Raw genomic sequence first — 18,679 nt, 5'->3', positions numbered from 1 at the left:
GGCGCTCTTTTTATATCCTCACTCACTCGTTCGGCAAATCGCCGCTCGCAAATTCTGAATATCCGGCGGCAGCGGCGCCACGACGGTCAGCGGCGCGCCCGTCAACGGCTGAATCAGCCGCAATACGTGGGCATGCAGCGCTTGGCGCGCAATCGCTGGACTAACCTGACCGTAAACGTCATCCCCCACCAAAGGATGGCCCAGCGCGGCGAAGTGGACCCGAATCTGGTGGGTCCGGCCGGTGAGCAGCCGCACCGTGACCACACTGGCATCGGTATTGTAAGCCGTCACTGCAAACGCGGTCTGGGATGGTTTGCCGCCCGCACCCACCATCCGTTCGTAGGTGCTGTTGGGCGCCCGCCGAATCGGCAGATCGATCAAGCCGCTGGGCACAGCCAGCGTCCCGCTCACGATGGCCAAATATTCCTTTTGCATCGTTTTATCCTGCAACTGGGTGTCCAGCAAACTATGGGCCAGACTGTGTTTGGCAAACAGCATCACCCCGCTGGTGTCCCGATCCAAGCGGGACACGACATGGACCGAGTCGCTTTCGTTATGCTGGGCCTGTAAATAACCCTTGACCCGATTGGCCATCGTATCGAAATGATGGTTGGGCGATGGGATTGATGCCACAAAGGGCGGTTTATTCACCACCAGAATATCTTGATCCTCATACAATATCCGCAACGGCTTAGCCGACGGGATAATGGTATCCGCGCCCTGCTCCGGCGGGGCGATCAGCCGGATCACGTCGCCAGGATGAACGGGATAATCGGAATTGCGCTGGCGGCTATTCACAAAAAGGGCCCCACCGTTGAACTTGGTGCGGCCGATGAACGCCCGGGACAAACCCCGGTGGGTCAAAAACTTCTGCACCGTGGCCGGAGCGGGATCCGGGACCACCCATTTAAAAATCACGCCTGGGGCCCCCGTTTGCCATGGGCCTGCTTGCTGCCGATGAACGCATCCTCCACCCGATCCCAGAAGTGCATGTGGCGGTAGCGGGCAAAGTGGATCCGTTCTTTGGCCACCCGGAAGGTCACTTGGGAAATCGGCCGTTCCCGGTGGGTGAAGGAATCAATGGTCAAAATATAGTCTTCCTGGGCGTCCGGGCGCAGCGTGATATCCTCATCCGGGGCAATCACGATGGGCGACGACAACGTCCGGAACAGACGGTTGTTGATCGAGGCAATCTCGGCCATTTGTAAGGCTTCCAGCCGCGGGTGGAGCACCGCGCCGCCCAAAGACTTGGAATACGCCGTGGACCCGGTCGGCGTCGAAATACAGAGCCCGTCGCCCCGGAAACTCTCAAACAGCTCGCTGCGAATATAGACATCCGTCTTCATCGTCTTGTTCACCCGACGAATCGTCGATTCATTCAACGCAATGTAGTGTTCCTTCGTCTGATCGAAATACTGAATCACCACGTCCAGCAACGGATAGCTGACACTTTGACCCGAGTCGTTGGCTAAGGCTTCCACCAGCTCCGGCAGTTCATAATCCCGCCAATCGGTGTAAAAGCCCAAGTGGCCTGTGTGCACGCCAATAAAGCGGATATGGTCGATCTGGTGGGCATACCGGTGAAAGGCGCTGAGCAGCGTGCCATCGCCGCCCACAGTGATGACAATGTCCGGGTCCTGGTTCGTGACAACAATATCCAACCGGCGCAGTTCCCGCATCAATTTGCGGCGGAACATGCGGGATTTCTGTTTATCGTTACTAAATATTGCGATCTTCATGGGTGTTTTCGTCTCCTGTGTCCGGATCCTCGGGATCGTCCGGCGATTGTTGGCCCCGCCGATACATCGTCTGGGCATCCTGGATCTCTTCACGGATCGCGGACATTTCTTTATCCAGCATGAACGCGGCCTCAGCGGCCCGCTTCAAGCGGTCATTGATTTCTTCGGGAAAAGCCTTAGGGTACTTATAACTCAGCGAATGTTCGATCGTCGCCCAGAAATTCATGGCGAGTGTCCGAATCTGAATCTCAGCAAGAATTTTCTTTTCTCCCTCGGCCATTTGCACTGAATACTCGATGACAACATGATAGCTGCGGTAACCGCTGGGCTTATCGTTTTTGACGTAATCCCGTTCCTCAACCACATGCATATCGCTGCGCTCGCGAATCAGGGCGACGACGTCGTAGATATCCTCCACGAACTGGCACTGGACCCGGAGTCCGGCAATATCCTGCATATCTTCTTCCAGCAGAGCGGGGTCGATCACCCGCCGGTGCATCTTTTCCTTGATACTGGCCACGGGCTTGACCCGCCCCGTGACGAACTCGATCGGGGTGTGTTCCCCTTTTTCCAAAAACTCCTTGCGCAGTGCGCGGAGCTTGATCTTTAACTCATTGACGGCCTGCTCATAGGGTAACAAAAATGTTGGCCAATCTCTGTCCATCGTACGTCCCTGCTTTCTCTGTGCCGACTGCCGCGCGCAGTTGACACACAACCTTTGTCATTTTAACATAGTTAGGTGCTTATCCATCAGAAATAAGGCGGCCCGCTTGACCGGACTGGCGCTTGCAGCCAGTCTCCGGCTTAGCGGACCGCCTTACCTTGATTAACGCGAAAGCATATTGCAACACTTCCCCGTAAAAATACGGTATGATTCAGTTAGTTAATCACGTGGTTCACATCGCTGTTGCCATGGTGCTTCTAAAAATTGGAGGTATTCCCGTGCTCGAGATTTTTTTATTTGTCAATCCAATCGGCATCGAATGTCTGTCGGCGGAACGTTCCACCCTCAAGGCCATTGAAGATTACCCGGATACCGTACACTTCTCGTTCATCCCGTTAGTTAATCTGAAAGTAATCAAGCGCTATATGGCGCTTAAACACATTGACCCAGCAGATCTCGCGGCGCAAAACGAGATCAACCGGATCGCTTATTCGGTCGCCCTGGACTTCAAGGCGGCCAACTTCCAGGGTACGAAAAAGGCCCGGGAGTTCCTCTTGTTCATGCAATCCGCCATTAACGAACACGACCGGGAATACACCCCCGACCTCATCGAAGAAGGTCTGCGTGAAGCCGGACTCGATTCGGCCATGTTTTGGGAAGATCGGCACAGCACTTACGTCAAGAGCGGGTACGAAAAGGACCTGGCCGCTGCCACGCGAATGGGCGTGGAGATTGCCCCATCCATGGTGCTGTTCGACTATTCAAAAGATATCGATCATGCCGGCCTGCTCGTGGCCGGGTGTACGAATGAGAACATCATCCGCGGTCTCTTCTCCCACGCCGGCGATTTGCACACCACGAAGGAAATTCAGTCGCGCCGGCATTTTCACGTGCTATAAACCCTGCTGCTGATGCAGCCAGTGGATCGGAAAATCGATCCACTTTTTTTGTGCCGCGATACTGAGCAGGGGCGCGTTCAGCCGCGGCACCACCGGTATAATCCCCAGCCAGTGCTGCACGGCCCAAATGAAAAATGAACCGCTGAATACCGGCGGCAGCGGGGTCAACGGAAAACACCACGCCGGAACATCGTTGACTTGCCGGCCATGGGTGTACAGCAGCTGAAGCAGCTGCTGATACCGCGGATCCCGCCGCCGGCCCTGCCAGACCAAGTGCTCCCGCCACGCCGCCACGGTTAGCGGCGAATACGGCCGACTGGGATGCGGTGCGTTATGCCAGCGCTGAAAATGCGCCCAGTCTTCCGTCAGGGCGAAGCGGTCACAGCCCCCAGCGATCCACTGACTTTTGTGTGGTGCCCGGGTCAAATGATGCCACAATTCTAACTGGCGATACGGTGCGCGAAACAGATACAGATAAAAGCCTAGGGCCGGACTGTATTGGCAGAACTGGGCGGTCTGGGCCTGCCAGCGCTGCTGGGGGACGTAATTTTCTCCCAGGATCCACCAATCCCGCCAGTTGGCCATCTGGTAGCCCTGATGCCGCTGCCGCAGGGCCGTCAGTGCCAACGGACTGCACTGGTACTCGCCGGCCAAGATCAAACTCGGTACACAGACATCGATCCGCTGCGCCCCCGTTAAAATGACCCGCTCATTCTCCGGCGCCAGCCCGCTGGCTGCCAGCCACTGGGTAAGTGCCGCTTTGCCTGCTTGGTGTGCTTCGCTTTCCGGCACGTGCGGGCGCCGTCCCTGCACGTGGCTGAAATACCATTTCTCCCGGCGGCGGCGCAGCACGACGGCTTGGCCGCAATCACAGCAGGTATACGGCGGGCACGGACACTGATTGGCTTCCGCCCCAACTTGCAACTGACCGCGCTGATTCAACGCAACTTTCACGACGATCGCCTCCTCGTCATTACATTACGCAAACCGAGGCGCTGACAACAAAAAAAGCCGTCAAGTTAACTACCCTTGCCGGCCATAGTGCATTGACTGCTTATTTAGATGCTTTCGCGCGCTTCTTCGGTTTCTTAGGTTGCGGGCCGAAGAAATGAGCAACTTGATGCAACGCACTCTTTGCCATCAATTGTTTGCCGTGTTCCGACAACAGTTCCGGCGTGACATTCTGTACTTCCTGCCCGTATTCATTGGCCACCGCTAAGTAGTCTTCCCGGGTCATATCCAACAGGTCTTGATCCGGCATCGTAAATACGAGGTAGTACTTATTCTTGTAAGAGTAAAGATCCACATCAACTTCATCATCGTTCAGCACATCGGCCAACGCGACGATATCTTCAAAATCATCAAAGGCTAATACCTTAGTAAACGGCTGATTGCCATACCGGCTCCGATTCGCGCCAGGGGTGCTGACTTGGCTTTGTGCGCTGGAATCATCATCATAACCGCCCAACTGCCGCTTAACGAATTCAGAGACATCCTCATCACTGGGCCGATCGTCGTGACGGCGGCGACCATGATTTTGATCATCGTCATCCTCTTCATCACGGTCGCCCTTACTAATAAGAAGTTCCAAGCCATTCTTATTGGGCATCACTTGGAAGGTCACAGCATCGTTACTGACAAAGGTGTGGTCTTTATCGACCTCTTCCAAGATGCTGTAGAAAAAGCGTTCGATCTGCTTGCGGTTACCCAGCAAGTCCAGAACAGTGACGCCCCGCTCGGCGAGATCTTCACTGCCCAGTATCACCCGAATCGTATTATTATTGATCCGTTCCATTTCCATTCCGGATGCACCTCGCTTCCAGGAACTGCGTTAACATCGTTCTCAACAACTTAATTATAACAGTGTCTTTGAAAAATGCCCAATGCGCAGTACCCGTCATACTAATGCAGAAAGACAAGCGCGTCAAGTGGGCGCGGCGGGTCTTTCTGTACGTCTGGTTCTGTGATTACTGGTGTATATTGTACCGCACTTTGAGAGAAGGAGTCTCGGTCGGGAGGCGGAGGGAGAAATGGGCGTTGATTGCCGTGCCAAGTGCTCCGCAGGCTGCGGCAAAATTGGGCTGGCGACGCGCAGCAAGTGCGAAGCCGAAGGCGTAGCTAGCTGTGACGGCGGTTTGAGCCGGCAAAAACCGCCGTCTCAAACACGCCTAACAGCATCGGCGGCAAAGCCGCCGTGCTGTTCCCACAGCTGAGCCCATTTTGCCTCCGCCTGCTACGCACTTGGCACTAGCCCCACTGTAATCAATAGACGTTCATCAGCCCGACACTTCAAATTTCTCTGGCCAAAACAAAAAAGCAACCTTACCCCCAGGTAAGACTGCCCTCCTCGTTTTGATCAGGCTAACCCCAAACTCATTGCCTGATCGCACTCCTTTGTTTCTTTAGAACCCAGCCATCATCTGGGCCTGATGTAACTCCAACGCGCGCACTTCCCGTGGCAAGAAGCGGCGGATCTCGTCTTCGTTGTACCCGACTTGCAGGCGTTTGTCATCCAAGATGATCGGCCGCCGTAACAGGCCTGGGTGCTGTTGGACTAAATCGAGCAGCGCGTCAATGGTTAAATCATCCAAATTGATCCCCAGCTCTTGGAAAACCTTAGACCGGGTGGAAATAATTTCTTCCGTCCCGTCTTCAGTCATCCGTAGAATATTCATAATTTCCGCTTTGTTCAGCGGATCAGTGAAAATATTCCGTTCCACGAAAGGAATATTATGTTGTTGAAGCCAAGCACGCGCTTTCCGGCAAGATGTGCAGCTCGGCGAAATGAAAAGTGTCACCATGGTGCAGGACCCCCTCTACCTCTGTGACAATAATTAAATTCAACTACAAGGTTATTATACACAACCCACCAAAAAATGGCTATACAATTTTGATTAAAAAACACTAGGCATACCGAGTGGGACCTTTTCCCACTCTTGGTGGGAACGCTTTTACCGTCAACTTTTGCAGTTTTCAGCGCAAAAGTTGAAATGTAAATGATTAGTGACAAATATGTAAGGCTGGCGACCCTTGTACGGATAAATATACCCCTGCAGATGACCTGCAGGGGTATGTCACGGCTTTGTAATAAAAACCACGCAAGTGTCCTAGATCAATTCTAGACCATGAATATTGCTTGCTAATGTAACCTTAATTGAACCCGCCGCGGCCTGGGCTTGTTCTTGCAGCTTGGTTAGCGATGCTTCCTGGGGCAAGTGGGAGATAATCAAATGTTTGACCCCTGCATCTTGGGCGAGCTGGCCCGACTGTCCGGCTGTCATGTGCCAAGCCACGCCCTGGTGGTCGTTCAGGAAATTCGTGTCGGTGATCAGGACGTCGGCGCCCTGAACAAAATCAGCGAGCTCTGGATAGTAACGAGTGTCTGCAGTGAAAGCCAGCACTTTGCCAGTCCCAGCTTCTGTGATCCGCATGGCAAACGCTGGGACTGGGTGAATCGTCCGCTGGAAGGTGAACGTCAACGGGCCGATGGTCACTGGCGCAGTATCCGTATACGCCCGGCCAACTGTGGCGCCAGGCCAGGTGAGGGTGGCAAACTCAATGGGATTCTGAGTATTGCCGTAGATGGGCAAGATGGGCTCTTTCTTTGGTCCCTGTTTCAATTGCCACAAATATTGCAGGACCCCCACATCCGCGGTATGGTCATGGTGGTAATGGGACAGCACGACGGCATCCAGCTGCAAGGGATCCATGACTTTTTCCAATTCGCGCAGCACGCCGCTGCCCGCATCAAGCAGAATATTAGTATCCCCGCTGCGCAGCAAGTAGCCGCTAGTCCCAGCCGCGGCAGTGGGATAGCCGCCGTAATAACCCAATACTTGAAATTCCATATGCAGTAACCTCCTAAAAGAAAAGTGAGATGATTTTTTTGACCACATTGATCACTGTACTCGGTTCGGCCGAGTACTTGCACAGTAAGCAGGCCAACCTGCCGGCGAGCCGATTGCTCGTCCCGTGGCACGATGACGGCGATGCGTTGCTGTACAGCGTCACTAACCGCACCTTACCACAATTTTCAGCGGCCGCCTATTTTTCTGAAACGAATCGGCTGGGAAATTTTGGCCCAGATGATTTCTACCACTTCTGGTATCTGCATTTTAAACGGACCGACAATGCACTCTTCAACAACGCCTTGACGCCGGCCTTTTTGCAAAATATTTTGAATCAAACCGGCGCAGCCGGGTTATGGCTGGGCCAATCCGCCACGGAAAAACGAGCCTGGCTGATGATCCTTGCGGTGCAGGAGCCGCCCTTGGCGGGAGGCCATTTGCGGGATCAGGCCCCGGCGCAGATGCAGGACTATATCGAACGCAGCCGGCATAGCCTGAGCGGTTTCTTTGCCCACGTATACATCACCGAAGAAAAAGCTAACGCGATACGATCGACCGGCGGACCAGCTGCGCCGACAGCATAAAGAACAGCCAGGAGACCAGTGCCACTGCCCCCAGGACCAGCAGGAACAGGGCTGCTGATTCAGCCGTCCAGGCGACAGTCCACAGCATTTGCAGGGCAAACAGACCATTCAGCGCGGCCATGATCACCGGCAGGGCATAACGCCAAGCCAAGGCATCATTTTGCACGTGACGGATCTCATCGGCGGTCATGCCTAAACTGAAGAACAGGCCCACCCCCTCTTCCCGTTCCGCCCAAGCCCGCAGCGTGAGCATACTGTTCACGGCAAAGAGAATGACGACGCTGAGGACACAGCCGACAAAAACATCAATGCCGGTTTCCCGCCGGAACGTTTGGCGAATCTTGGGGGCCGTCCACAGGGTTTGATCTCGGGAGTCAGTGTAGTGCCGCGTGACGACTTTCCCTTTTTCAGAAAAATAGGCCGCGTTCCGATACTTGCTGGGCATCGTTGCCAGCAGCCGATCGATCTGGGTCACCGTCAGGGGCTTCGTTGCCTGCCCGCCGTACCAGGTAATGGTCGCTTCCGGTTTGATTTGCGGCCACAGCGTATCGCTGACGACCATCACCATATCGGTGGCATAGGCCGTGTTGAAAGTCGTGGCATAGGGTGTCGCGGTGAGAAATCCCACTCGACGCAGGGGTGGCAGGCCCTTTTGGTTCAGGTGCAGCGTGATGTTTGGCCGATACAGCGACCAGGCTGTGTTGCTCAGGGCATCACCGATCATCACGGCGCGGCCCGTCAGCCGCGGCAGCTCCGGCAGGTTCTGCATGCGCTGCACCCGGCGGTATTCCGCTTGGGACATGATCGCCACCGTGTTGTGCACTGCCTGCGCCTGACCCGTTTGGTGATTCACCAGCCGGAACTGAACCACCCTTATTTTGAACGTCGATTGCACGCGCTGCACATCACTGATTGAAAATCGGGTCAGGGCCTTATCTAAGTCCTGCCAGGCCCGCGGATTGTGGGTCACAAACGTCATCCGCGCCTGGTTGGCCGCTTCCCGATTGGCAACACTGATGGTGGTGGTCAGCATCCCCGCCCACGTCACGACGATCGACAGGAGGATCGCGCCGATCCACAGCACGGTGGCTTCGCCGCGGAACTGCCGGGTAAGCCGGGCCAGCTTGAGCAGCCTGTTCCTCTTCAGCGGCCAGCGCGGCAGCCGGCGCAACCCCATTAACAATAATGGAATGGTGGTGTGAATCAGCGCGTGTTCGCCGGAAATGACCAGGATCAAAATCGCGCTCAGCAAGCCCAGCAGCCGCAGGCCCGTCGTGTCCGGCCGAATGAGCCAGAGCCACCAGAAATGCTGGGCAATAATCAGACCGCTTACGGTCGCCAGGACACCGTACACTCCGGCCACCAGCGACAGCCGATGGCGGCCGTGCAAGGTATCCGCCTTTTTGCCATGGAGCAGCTGAACGGGCCGAACCCGATAAACCTGGCGCACCAGCACCAGTTGGGACAACAGGCCGATCGCCGCGAAAGTGGCTAACGTGCGCACCAGGGCAGCACCCTGCCAGGGGGCAACGAACTGCGTGGCCAAGCCCATGAACCGTTGCAGCAGCAGGACCGCCAACGGCATAAACAGAGCACCAAAAGCCAACCCCGCCGTGACCATCAAGCCCAGCACGATCAGATTCAGGGTCAGAATCGTACCGTATAGTTGCCGGCGCGGCACGCCCCACAGCTGATACAGGGCAATTTCTTGGCGATATTGGCCGATGATGTAGCGCTGGCCATAATAGAAAAAGGCCATGAAAAATAAGGCGTTGGTCACTGCCGCGACCAAAAAGACGTTCTGACTCGTGGCCGTCCAGTTTGCCGCCACGGCGTAACAGCACATCATGATGTAAAAAACCGCGACGAGGAAAACCGTCGCCAGCCAAAACAGGACATTGTGGTGCAGGACTCGGCCGATTATCTTACTCTTGGTGCGCCACGTCATGCCAATGCCCCCCTCCACCGATGGTCGCCTGCATATCAATGATCGCATCGAAAAAGGCCTGGCGGTCGCCGGACCGGCGAATCTCCGCAAACAGCGTGCCGTCTTTGATAAAAATGACCCGCGAACAATAACTGGCAGTGAAGGCGTCATGGGTCGCCATCATGATCGTGGTGTGCCACTGCTGATTGATGGTGGTCAGGTAGCGCAGCAGCTCCGTCGCTGCTTTCGAATCCAGCGACCCCGTCGGCTCATCCGCAAAAACCAGGGTTGGCTGGGTGATCAGCGCCCGGGCCACCGCCACCCGCTGCTGCTGACCAATCGACAGCTCCTGGGGATAGCGTTCGGCCAAACTGGTCAGCCCCGTCACTGTCAATACCGCTGCGAGCCGGTCCTGGGCATCCGCGACACCCTGCCGGGCAATCGACAGCGGGAGCAGGATATTCTCCCGTACCGTCATCCCGGATAACAGATTAAAGTCCTGGAACACATACCCGAGATTGGCGCGGCGGAATTCGGCCAGCTTGTCCCCGCGCAGCCGGGTCACATTCGTGTTCGCCACCGTCACCGTGCCGTGGGTCGGGACATCGATGGTCGAAATAATACTGAGCAGCGTCGTTTTGCCCGCCCCGGACGGACCCATGATACCCACGAACTCCCCCTTTTCCACCGCAAACGAGAGACCGTTCAGCGCCCGCACGGGATGGAGCCGGTGGCCAAAAATCTTAGTTAAACCTTGAACAGTAACCAGGGCCATAGCAGTGATCCTTTCTTGTCATTCAGAGTCGGAATCGGTACGATAATACCAGTATACAGAAGGAGGCAACATCCGTGTTCAAAATTCTCATTGTGGAAGACGACCCCACCGTCAGTCGGCACATTGCCCAGGCGGTTACGGAAGCCGGCTGGCAGCCCTTGCTCGTCACGGACTTCAGCGATGTACTGGCGGCCTTTGTCAGTCAACAGCCGGATCTGGTCTTGATGGACATCAATCTCCCCGGCGGCCACGACGGTTTCTATTGGAACAGCCAAATCCGCAGCCACTCCCAAGTCCCAGTGATCTTCATTTCATCCCGCAACAGCAATATGGACATGATCACCGCCATGAACAGCGGCGCGGACGATTACGTGGAGAAACCCTTCTCGGCATCGGTGCTGCTGGCCAAAATCAATGCGCTGCTGCGCCGCACTTATCATTATAGCAACCAAAGCACTAAGACTTTGGAATATGGCGGGGTCGTATTGAATTTGGAGGATTCATCCGTACAAGTTAACGGTGCTAATGTCGATTTAACCAAAAACGAGTATAAATTATTGCAATATCTCCTTCGTCGGCACGGTCAACTCGTCCCCCGCGCCAGTCTGCTCCGCGCCATGTGGGAAGACGAACGCTTCGTGGATGACAACACCCTGACCGTGAATATCAATCGACTCCGCAAGAAACTCAGTGATGCCGGCTTAGCGACCTTGATCCAAACCAAGGTCGGGAAAGGGTATCTGATTCCGTGAACGTTCGCAAATACCTGCAGGACCATCTGCCCCACATCCTATTCTGGATCGCCGGCCTGCTGGTCGCCGATCTGTTATTATGGTTAGCCCCCGGCCAGCGGCTGCTGTCCTGGCCGACCTTAGTCTATCTGGACATTCTGCTGACCGTCTTCTTTTTTATTTTCATGGTCGGCGTTTATTTCTACCGTGCCCGTTGGTATCGCGGCATTCAGCAGCGGGAAGACGCCGGCTCCGATGCTTTGAATTGGCCGCTGACTGGCGCCCAAAACGAAGCCCAGCAGTATACCCAAGATTACGTGAACCGTATCTTGCAGCTGCATCGCGAAGCCACGGACCAGCTGCTGCAGCAACAGGAAGACCAGCTGGCCTTCATCACCCGCTGGGTCCACGATATTAAGGTGCCCCTGGCTGGGCTGCAGCTGACCAGCGATCACTTGGCCGGCCAAGTTGATGAAGAAACCTATGACGACGTGACCACCCAGCTGGAGCGGGTCAATCACTACGTGGAAGAAGTGCTGTATTATTCCCGGCTGAGCAGTTTTGCCAATGACTACCTGCTGCGGGACCACAATCTGCGGGAAATCGTCGCCACCGCGCTGCGCAGCCAAATGAACGGCTTCTTCAGCAAGCACTTCCAACTTTCGGTGTTTGACGAGGACTACCAAGTGCTCACCGATGATAAATGGCTGCTTTTCATCATCAACCAGATTCTCGCCAACAGCGTTCAGTACACCCCGGCCGGCGGCAAGATCACGATTACCGCCGGGCAGGATAAGACAGCCACCTGGCTGGCCATCGCTGATACTGGCGTGGGAATCGACCCCGCCGATTTGCCCCGGATCTTTCAAAAGGGCTTCACCGGCCAAAACGGCCGCCAAGTCAACTCCCAAGCCACTGGTCTGGGTCTCTATCTCGCCCACACGATGGCCGAGCGGTTAGGTCACGAACTGACCGTCACTTCCACTCCGGGCCAAGGCACTACCGTCAAAATCACGTTCCCGTTTCTCAGCTATTACGGCGACGACCAGGCCACAGTCCAAGCACCCAAGTTAAAGAAATAGCGTCCAGACCGCAATGGCTGGACGCTATTTGCTTGGGTTAGAAGCCCTTCAACCGATTCAATGGCCAATACCGGAACTTGACGACGCCGACAATGGCGCTGCGTTTGACATAACCGAACATCCGGCTGTCCTTGGAATCGTCCCGGTGATCCCCCATGACGAAGTAGGAATCCGCCGGCACCTTTTTGCCTAACCCCTTAGATTGCAAGGTGAAGTCGTCGGTGTACAGATCACCCCGAGCCTCGTCGCCCTTCATCAGGGAATTTTTGAGATAGGGCTGGGCGATTTTTTTGCCATTAATGTACATGACATCATTTTTTGATTCCACGGTCTCTCCCGGCAGCCCGATCACCCGCTTGATGTACAGCGCGCCCGGTTCATCCGGCGCGTTCAAGATGACGACGTCGTTGCGGTCTACGTGCCCGTGGCGCAGGGCGATCACCCGGTCATTGCCCTCAAACGTCGGCTGCATCGATGGTCCGGAGACTTGGTCATTGGCCAGAACGAAGGTGAACAGCAGGGTCACGATTCCCACAAACACCAGCGCCATGGCGAAGGTCTGGAGCCACCATTTGCCCCAGCTCTCTTCCTGATTTTCTTGGGCCTTAACCTCTTTGCGACTGCTCGGTTCTTTCACGATTTTGCCACCTCAAATAAGATATATTTCCATTGTACCTTATTCGACCCCAACAAGTGGGGGAAATGTGTTACTGGGCGACGGCCATTGCCGGACGCTGAGTCAACCACCCCTGTATCAGTCGGCTGACGACCATCAAGGCAATCAAGATGGCGCTGCTGCCAATTAATACGCCCAAGCCAAGCCCAGTCGTGTACTGTGCATTATCCATTTGCTTGGCTAAAGTACCCGTAATGACTGGGTCTAATTTGAAATAAGTCAATGGTGAATAGCGCATCGGCGGAGCGATCCAAGCCACTGCTAAAAGAATCAGCTGCAACGCAGTAACCACCCAGGAATTACGAAGCCAATCAGCAAGCACTAAATTGACTGCCGTCAAAAATAGAATTAAGCCGATACTTAACAATAATGCTTGCCCGAGGTATTGGCCCAGCTCGATGAACAGTGGGCCAAAGCCTAGGCCGGTATCACCAAAAGCAACGACCGGATAATCTAGTGCGCCAAAGCCCTGGATGATGCCAATAATGATGCCCATCAACACGATGGGGATAAAAACGATCTGACCGAGTGTATACCCAATCACGCCAAATTCGACGAGTAACTGCTTGCTGAAGGCTGCCCCTTGTAATCTCAACCAATTACTATGGACGTTGCAATTTGCCACCTCTTTTGCCCACTGCCGTCCTGTCACGATCAACCCCACCGCGAGTAGTAAAAACACGACATTTTGTTGCACTAAATCCCAAATATAATACCAGGCCTTTTCATAAAAGAACTGATTATTCCGGCGTAAAAACTTGACCGTATCTGGTGAGACTGTTCCCAAATCGTCTGCACTGAGGATCAGACTATCCGGACGCATGGGGGTAATATGCCGTTTCTGCATCAATTGATAAGCCTTGATCGTCAGGAATGTTGATGACAACAACTGCATTCCCTTGAGTTCATCACCGTTTGGGATTCGCCAGCCTACACCGGAGATGGCCTTTGTTCCCTGTTTTTCCCCAGATCGCACACGCAACGATTCATAGAACCAATGACTATAAGCCGCCGGCGATTGCTTAAAGGCTGTTAATTCCTGGCCCAGAGTGTAAACTGCTGAATGACTCAGCTTTTCCAATTGCGTACGATAAGTCTGCACATACTGACTGCGCTGCTGTTGTAATCTGACAAAGCCGCCAGCCAGTACTGCAGTAAGCACGCCGATCAACAGCCAAACTGGCCACCGGCGATTCCTTTTTTTGATTTCAAAACGCCAGACCGGCCACATTACCATCGCCTCCATCGTTGAACTTGCTGAGTAAAGATGAGCCACATGCCATATCCGCCAACAAAAAATAACCATCCCTGCGCCAGCGCAGCAAGCCATGCCTGAATATTCGTGACTTGGGTGCCGGTTCGCACGGCATGCCATGACATGCGGCCGCTCAACAACGGTTGGCCCCACAATTGGCCCAGTAAATACATCATCCCATTGGCCAGCAGCAGCATGCCTGCCCATAATCCGCTCATCAGAAGCCAATTAGCAACGAGCCAATACCAGCCGGGTTGGACATTCAGCTGCATCCACTGTTGGTTGGGCGTAAAAACAGCGATCACCCAAAGCGTTGATAAAATCAAAACAACCAAAACCAACGTCGCGGGTGAGGCCAACAATTTCTGCCAATTAACGAGCAATCCAGGCACCTGCAAAGTTTCGTCTGGATTCTCAAATGCTTGGCGGGCCTTAGTCAATGCACGATACTGTTTCTCTTGAAGCTGCAGTTGCTGCGTACTCCCCCCTACCGCATAGGCAGGTGCATTTTGGTTGGCTTCAATACCATAGCGGGCCGCTCGCAAACCACCGGCCAGAAACGCTGGGCTTTGCCGCTTTTTAAGCGCATCAATTTGAGCAGCAATGCCATCGTCAGCTGCTATTACGGTACGCAATTGGTCTTGCATTTGTTTTTTCTGCGCCTGGTCATCGCTGTCCTTGATCAGTGAGCGCAATGTATTGATGGCCTGTCCCCAACGCGTATCCTGCTGGATTAATTCTTGTTGTAACTGGACCCGATATTGATTAACTTCAACTTGCGTGAACCAAAAAAAGATACCTGTCATCACCATCGTGAGCATCACCAGTCCGCTCAGCATCCAGCTGTGATACAGCCGCCGACTCTCAAACCATAAGACATGCTTCATCGCACGTGCCCATACAACTCATTGTAACGAGTCTCCGCCGTCTCGCCGGCTTCCAAGTGGAAGAACTCAATATGCTGATTCACGATAAAGAAAATATTGTTGGTGACCCGCATCAGCTCATCCAGATTATGTGACGAAATCAGCGCTGTCTGACCGGCTTCCTTTGTACTAATCAAGGCCTCGCGAACGATCTGCAAACTCGTCGGATCCAATCCGTTCAACGGTTCATCCAGCAGCATCAGCGGCCGCTTCACCAAGAGCGCCATGGCCAGCAGCAAGCGCTGTTTCATCCCCAGCGAATACTTCTGCGTCTTCCGGTCCAAATAATCAGTCATTTCCAGTTCGTCAGCAATCGGCTGGATGGCTTGAATCGGCAGCTGATGCATCTGGGCGACAAAAATCAGATGCTCCCGGCCTGTTAGATATGGGTACAATACCGAATTGTCCTGTAAGAAAGCCACTTGTTCAAAAACCTGGCGGGTCGAATTGGGTGCATCCATGATTTTGATCGTCCCACTCTGTGGTTTCAGCAAATTAGTGATGAGATTCAGCAAGGTGGACTTGCCGGAACCATTGGGTGCCACTAAGCCATAAAGGCCGGGTTCCTTTAATTGCAAATTAGCTTGATTGAACACGGGTTGTTTGCGCCAACCAAAGGACAGCCCATTAATATCGAGAATCATTGTCGTTTGCCTCCCCTTTGCATCCGATTACACTGCTTAATGGAATTGTACCGCCAAACGATGAGAAACGATAGGAAAACGATGATATTAATTTAGGAAATTGCCAAAAGCTACACAAAAACGGCACCGCGCAGAATTTGATCTGTACGGTGCCGCTTGGCTTACCCGGTCAATCTATTCTTTGATCTTCGCCGCCGTCAACCCCATGGCGTTCAACGCCACGATGACGGTGGACAGGGACATCAGAATCGCGCCGACTGCCGGATCAAGGATGATCCCGGCAAAGGCCAGGATCCCCGCTGCCAGCGGAATTGCCAGAATGTTGTAGCCAGCGCCCCACCAGAGGTTCTGGACCATCTTCCGGTTGGTGATCCGGGCCAGATCCAAGAAGTGAAGAATATCCTGGGGATCGGATTTTACCAGCACAACATCGGCGGAGTCGATTGCCACATCGGTCCCCGCCCCAATGGCGATGCCGATATCCGCCTTGGCCAGACTGGGCGCATCGTTAACGCCGTCGCCGACCATGATCACGTGGTGGCCGTCGGCTTGATACTGGCCGACCATTTTCTGCTTGTCATCCGGCAGCAGACCGCCATGAAACTCGGTCAGCCCCAACAGGTTGGCTACGTGGGCCGCCGCCTTGGGGTTATCGCCGGTGAGCATCACCGGGGTAATACCCCGCTTTTGCAAACCAGTAATCAAGTGCTTGGCGCCGGCTTTGATCGTATCCCCCTCAGCCACCAGCCCTTGGACGGTTTCGCCCTGGAGCAGGAAGCTGACAGAGTTGCCCTTGCCGGCCCACTCGTCAGAGACCTGTTCATCAAAGGCGATGTGCCGAGCCGTTAAGTACTTGGCATTGACGATGGTGTATTCAGTGCCGTCAATTGTTCCCTTAATCCCCACCCCGGGCAGGTTCTGCGTATTCTTGGCCGGTGTGAAATCGACCTTGGCCGCTTTCGCCGCCGATAGGATGGCTTGGGCCAACGGGTGGGTCGAGTTGCTTTCAAGAGCCGCTAACCGGCGCAACAACGTATCTTTATCGGTATCACCCGCCGGGACCAGCGCGTTCACAGTGAACTTGCCCTCCGTCAAGGTGCCGGTCTTATCCAGCAGCACATGACTGATCTGGGTGCTGGCCTCAATCGCTTGCCGGTTGCGGATCAGCAGTCCGTTTTGGGCCCCGATCGCCGTTGACCGCGCCACGACCAGCGGGATGGCTAACCCTAAGGCATGGGGGCAGGCAATGATGAAGACAGTGACCATCCGCGCAAAGGCAGTGTCCAGCCCCTGGGGCAGCCAAGCGAAGAAGGCAATAATGCCCACGGACAAAGCCGCATAGAACAGGTACTTGGCCACAGTGTCCGCTTTGCTTTCGGCATTGGACTTGGCCTGCTGAGCACTTTGCACCAGCTGCATGACTTGCGCCAGGTAGCCAGATTGGCCGGTTCCCGTGATGGCGACGGTTAGGGTGCCATCGTTGTTGGTCGCCCCGCCGATCACCTTGTCGCCGCTCTTTTTCGCGACGGCGGCGGATTCCCCGGTAACCAGGGATTCATTCACCGTGGATGTGCCAGCCGTGATCGTCCCGTCGGCCGGAATACTCTCGCCGGCCCGAACTTGGAAGGACTCGCCGACTTGCAGCTGGCTGACCGGCACGTCCTCGGTCCGACCGTCCGCCGTCACCCGGTGCGCCGTCTTCGGCAGCAAGGCCGCCATCTTCTGCAGCGCGTCGCCAGCGCCCATCACCGCGTTCATTTCGATCCAATGACCCAGCAGCATGATCAGGATCAAGGTCGCCAGTTCAAACGAGAAATCCATGACCATGGTCTGGGGATGCAGGAAGTTGTTGGCGATGAAGGCATAGAGGCTGTATACATAAGACACGGTGATACCCATGGCGATCAAGGTCATCATGGCCGGTTCCTTGCTCTGCAATTCGGCCTTCGCCCCTTGCAGGAAGACTTTCCCGCCATAGAAGAAGATGATCGTGTCAAACAAGACGACGACCCAATCTTGGATGATGGAATTGAAATTAAAAACTGGTCGGTTCAAACCCATGATCGGTGCCAGCAGCAGCACCGGCAGGGACAATACCACCGAGACCCAAAACTTCTGCTTCAGGTTGCCCATATGCATCATTTGGCCGCCGTGCATCATCATGTCGTGGCCGCCCATGTCCATATCGCCGTGATCCATATGGCTGTGGTCCATGCCGGACATCTGGCTATGATCCATGCCGGCCGTCTCATGAGTCATCTTGCTGTGCGCCATACCGTGATGATCCATCTTCGCCATCTCATCATGACTCATGTGCGCGTGGTCCATCTTACTGTGGTCCATCTCTTGGTGCGTCATTTGCGAGTGATCCATCCCAGACATGTCATGATCCTTATGCGTCATCTTGTCATCGTTGGCCATCAACATCGTCTCCTTCACTCATACAATTCTCGCCCATCCCCGCCGGCAGACAATTACAGGCCACCATCTGCGGCGCGGTTTTCGCTTTTTCTTGTAAAATCTGCTGCAGCTGGGCAATATCCGCCTGGGACAATTCGCGACTGTTGATCACCGCCGCCACCGCGCTGCCGGCGCGCATGGCACACATCTGGTCAAACAGCCGCACCGCGGCGGCATCCATGGACGCTTGCTCCTGCACCGCCGGGACGTAATCATAGGGCCGGGCATCGCCCACTGGGGTAATAGCGCCCTTCTTGATCAGGCGGCGGAGCAGCGTCTTCGTCGTAGAATCCGCCCACTGCCGTTCTTCTTCCATAATGGTGATCAATTGCCGGCTGGACACGCGTTTCAAGGTCCAGACCGCCCGCATTAATTCCCATTCAGAATCAGTAATCGCGACTTGTTGTTCGTCAATCATGGGTTTCTTCCTTCCTTGGTTACAAATGTAAACTCTCAACACCAATTAGTT

Annotated in this window: 19 protein-coding genes; 5 read left to right on the top strand and 14 right to left on the bottom strand. The window is 54.7% G+C overall.

From position 1 onward, the window contains the following. Window positions 1-18: 18 nt before the first annotated feature. Genes FMM01_RS01285 through yjbM form a run of 3 tightly spaced genes read right to left on the bottom strand, consistent with a single transcriptional unit; the run spans window position 19 to window position 2,403 of the window. Entirely contained in the window at window positions 19-918 is a 900-nt protein-coding gene (locus FMM01_RS01285; RefSeq protein WP_223849986.1) for an RluA family pseudouridine synthase, read from the bottom strand. Continuing rightward, a complete protein-coding gene (locus tag FMM01_RS01280) occupies window positions 915-1,739 on the bottom strand; it encodes an NAD kinase (RefSeq protein WP_027827555.1) in 825 nt (274 codons plus the stop codon). Before FMM01_RS01280 ends, FMM01_RS01285 begins: the two co-directional genes overlap by 4 nt. Continuing rightward, a complete protein-coding gene (yjbM, locus tag FMM01_RS01275; protein ID WP_027827556.1) occupies window positions 1,720-2,403 on the bottom strand; it encodes a GTP diphosphokinase in 684 nt (227 codons plus the stop codon). Before yjbM ends, FMM01_RS01280 begins: the two co-directional genes overlap by 20 nt. A gap of 278 nt (window positions 2,404-2,681) precedes the next feature. Between yjbM and FMM01_RS01270 the strand changes: the two genes are divergently transcribed. After that, a complete protein-coding gene (locus FMM01_RS01270; RefSeq protein WP_190973424.1) occupies window positions 2,682-3,302 on the top strand; it encodes a DsbA family protein in 621 nt (206 codons plus the stop codon). On the opposite strand, the gene FMM01_RS01265 is transcribed toward FMM01_RS01270, so the two are convergent. The 4 genes from FMM01_RS01265 to FMM01_RS01250 form a co-directional block, all read right to left on the bottom strand. After that, window positions 3,297-4,256 carry a competence protein CoiA family protein gene (locus FMM01_RS01265; RefSeq protein ID WP_190973423.1) on the bottom strand — a complete coding sequence of 320 codons (960 nt, stop codon included), beginning with the start codon at window positions 4,254-4,256 and terminating at the stop codon, window positions 3,297-3,299. The two genes, FMM01_RS01270 and FMM01_RS01265, sit on opposite strands and share 6 nt — an antisense overlap. 100 nt (window positions 4,257-4,356) lie before the next feature. After that, window positions 4,357-5,103 (bottom strand): adaptor protein MecA, encoded by a 747-nt coding sequence (locus FMM01_RS01260; protein WP_051225091.1) that lies wholly within the window; start codon window positions 5,101-5,103, stop codon window positions 4,357-4,359. A 601-nt stretch (window positions 5,104-5,704) separates the two neighbouring features. Then, the gene (locus FMM01_RS01255) at window positions 5,705-6,103 is read right to left on the bottom strand and encodes a Spx/MgsR family RNA polymerase-binding regulatory protein (protein WP_027827558.1); all 399 of its coding nucleotides are present in this window, start codon (window positions 6,101-6,103) and stop codon (window positions 5,705-5,707) included. Window positions 6,104-6,409: 306 nt separating this feature from the next. Next, the gene (locus FMM01_RS01250; protein ID WP_150391476.1) at window positions 6,410-7,150 is read right to left on the bottom strand and encodes an MBL fold metallo-hydrolase; all 741 of its coding nucleotides are present in this window, start codon (window positions 7,148-7,150) and stop codon (window positions 6,410-6,412) included. Window positions 7,151-7,188: 38 nt separating this feature from the next. On the opposite strand from FMM01_RS01250, the gene FMM01_RS01245 reads away from it, so the two are divergent. Next, a complete protein-coding gene (locus tag FMM01_RS01245) occupies window positions 7,189-7,734 on the top strand; it encodes a hypothetical protein (protein ID WP_150391475.1) in 546 nt (181 codons plus the stop codon). On the opposite strand, the gene FMM01_RS01240 is transcribed toward FMM01_RS01245, so the two are convergent. Both FMM01_RS01240 and FMM01_RS01235 read right to left on the bottom strand, forming a co-directional pair. Next, on the bottom strand, window positions 7,688-9,682 hold the full coding sequence (locus FMM01_RS01240; RefSeq protein ID WP_150391474.1) for an FtsX-like permease family protein: 1,995 nt from the start codon (window positions 9,680-9,682) through the stop codon (window positions 7,688-7,690). The two genes, FMM01_RS01245 and FMM01_RS01240, sit on opposite strands and share 47 nt — an antisense overlap. After that, window positions 9,660-10,436 (bottom strand): ABC transporter ATP-binding protein, encoded by a 777-nt coding sequence (locus tag FMM01_RS01235; protein WP_035439743.1) that lies wholly within the window; start codon window positions 10,434-10,436, stop codon window positions 9,660-9,662. Before FMM01_RS01235 ends, FMM01_RS01240 begins: the two co-directional genes overlap by 23 nt. 74 nt (window positions 10,437-10,510) lie before the next feature. On the opposite strand from FMM01_RS01235, the gene FMM01_RS01230 reads away from it, so the two are divergent. Further along, window positions 10,511-11,188 (top strand): response regulator transcription factor, encoded by a 678-nt coding sequence (locus FMM01_RS01230; protein ID WP_027827563.1) that lies wholly within the window; start codon window positions 10,511-10,513, stop codon window positions 11,186-11,188. After that, a complete protein-coding gene (locus FMM01_RS01225) occupies window positions 11,185-12,249 on the top strand; it encodes a sensor histidine kinase (protein ID WP_150391473.1) in 1,065 nt (354 codons plus the stop codon). The genes FMM01_RS01230 and FMM01_RS01225 overlap by 4 nt, the downstream gene beginning before the upstream one ends. Window positions 12,250-12,286: 37 nt before the next feature. Here FMM01_RS01225 and lepB read toward each other — a convergent pair whose 3' ends face one another. Then, window positions 12,287-12,799 (bottom strand): signal peptidase I, encoded by a 513-nt coding sequence (gene lepB / locus FMM01_RS01220; RefSeq protein ID WP_150393215.1) that lies wholly within the window; start codon window positions 12,797-12,799, stop codon window positions 12,287-12,289. Between the two features lie 154 nt (window positions 12,800-12,953). Here lepB and FMM01_RS16730 point away from each other — a divergent pair, with 154 nt between their 5' ends. Further along, a complete protein-coding gene (locus tag FMM01_RS16730; RefSeq protein WP_419555024.1) occupies window positions 12,954-13,055 on the top strand; it encodes a hypothetical protein in 102 nt (33 codons plus the stop codon). Window positions 13,056-14,155: 1,100 nt separating this feature from the next. On the opposite strand, the gene FMM01_RS01210 is transcribed toward FMM01_RS16730, so the two are convergent. The 4 genes from FMM01_RS01210 to FMM01_RS01195 all read right to left on the bottom strand — a co-directional run bounded on the left by FMM01_RS01210 (window position 14,156) and on the right by FMM01_RS01195 (window position 18,628). Next, window positions 14,156-15,004 carry a hypothetical protein gene (locus FMM01_RS01210; protein ID WP_190973422.1) on the bottom strand — a complete coding sequence of 283 codons (849 nt, stop codon included), beginning with the start codon at window positions 15,002-15,004 and terminating at the stop codon, window positions 14,156-14,158. Window positions 15,005-15,063: 59 nt separating this feature from the next. Further along, entirely contained in the window at window positions 15,064-15,750 is a 687-nt protein-coding gene (locus FMM01_RS01205; protein ID WP_150391470.1) for an ATP-binding cassette domain-containing protein, read from the bottom strand. Window positions 15,751-15,924: 174 nt separating this feature from the next. Next, window positions 15,925-18,171 carry a heavy metal translocating P-type ATPase gene (locus tag FMM01_RS01200; protein WP_150391469.1) on the bottom strand — a complete coding sequence of 749 codons (2,247 nt, stop codon included), beginning with the start codon at window positions 18,169-18,171 and terminating at the stop codon, window positions 15,925-15,927. Further along, window positions 18,158-18,628, bottom strand: a complete 471-nt coding sequence (locus FMM01_RS01195) for a CopY/TcrY family copper transport repressor (RefSeq protein WP_051225092.1) — start codon at window positions 18,626-18,628, stop codon at window positions 18,158-18,160. Before FMM01_RS01195 ends, FMM01_RS01200 begins: the two co-directional genes overlap by 14 nt. Window positions 18,629-18,679 lie beyond the last annotated feature (51 nt).

The organism is Schleiferilactobacillus harbinensis (assembly GCF_008694105.1).
Classification (GTDB): domain Bacteria; phylum Bacillota; class Bacilli; order Lactobacillales; family Lactobacillaceae; genus Schleiferilactobacillus; species Schleiferilactobacillus harbinensis.
The sequence above is the reverse complement of the archived record's forward strand: the minus strand, read 5'-3'. Positions and strand labels throughout refer to the sequence as shown.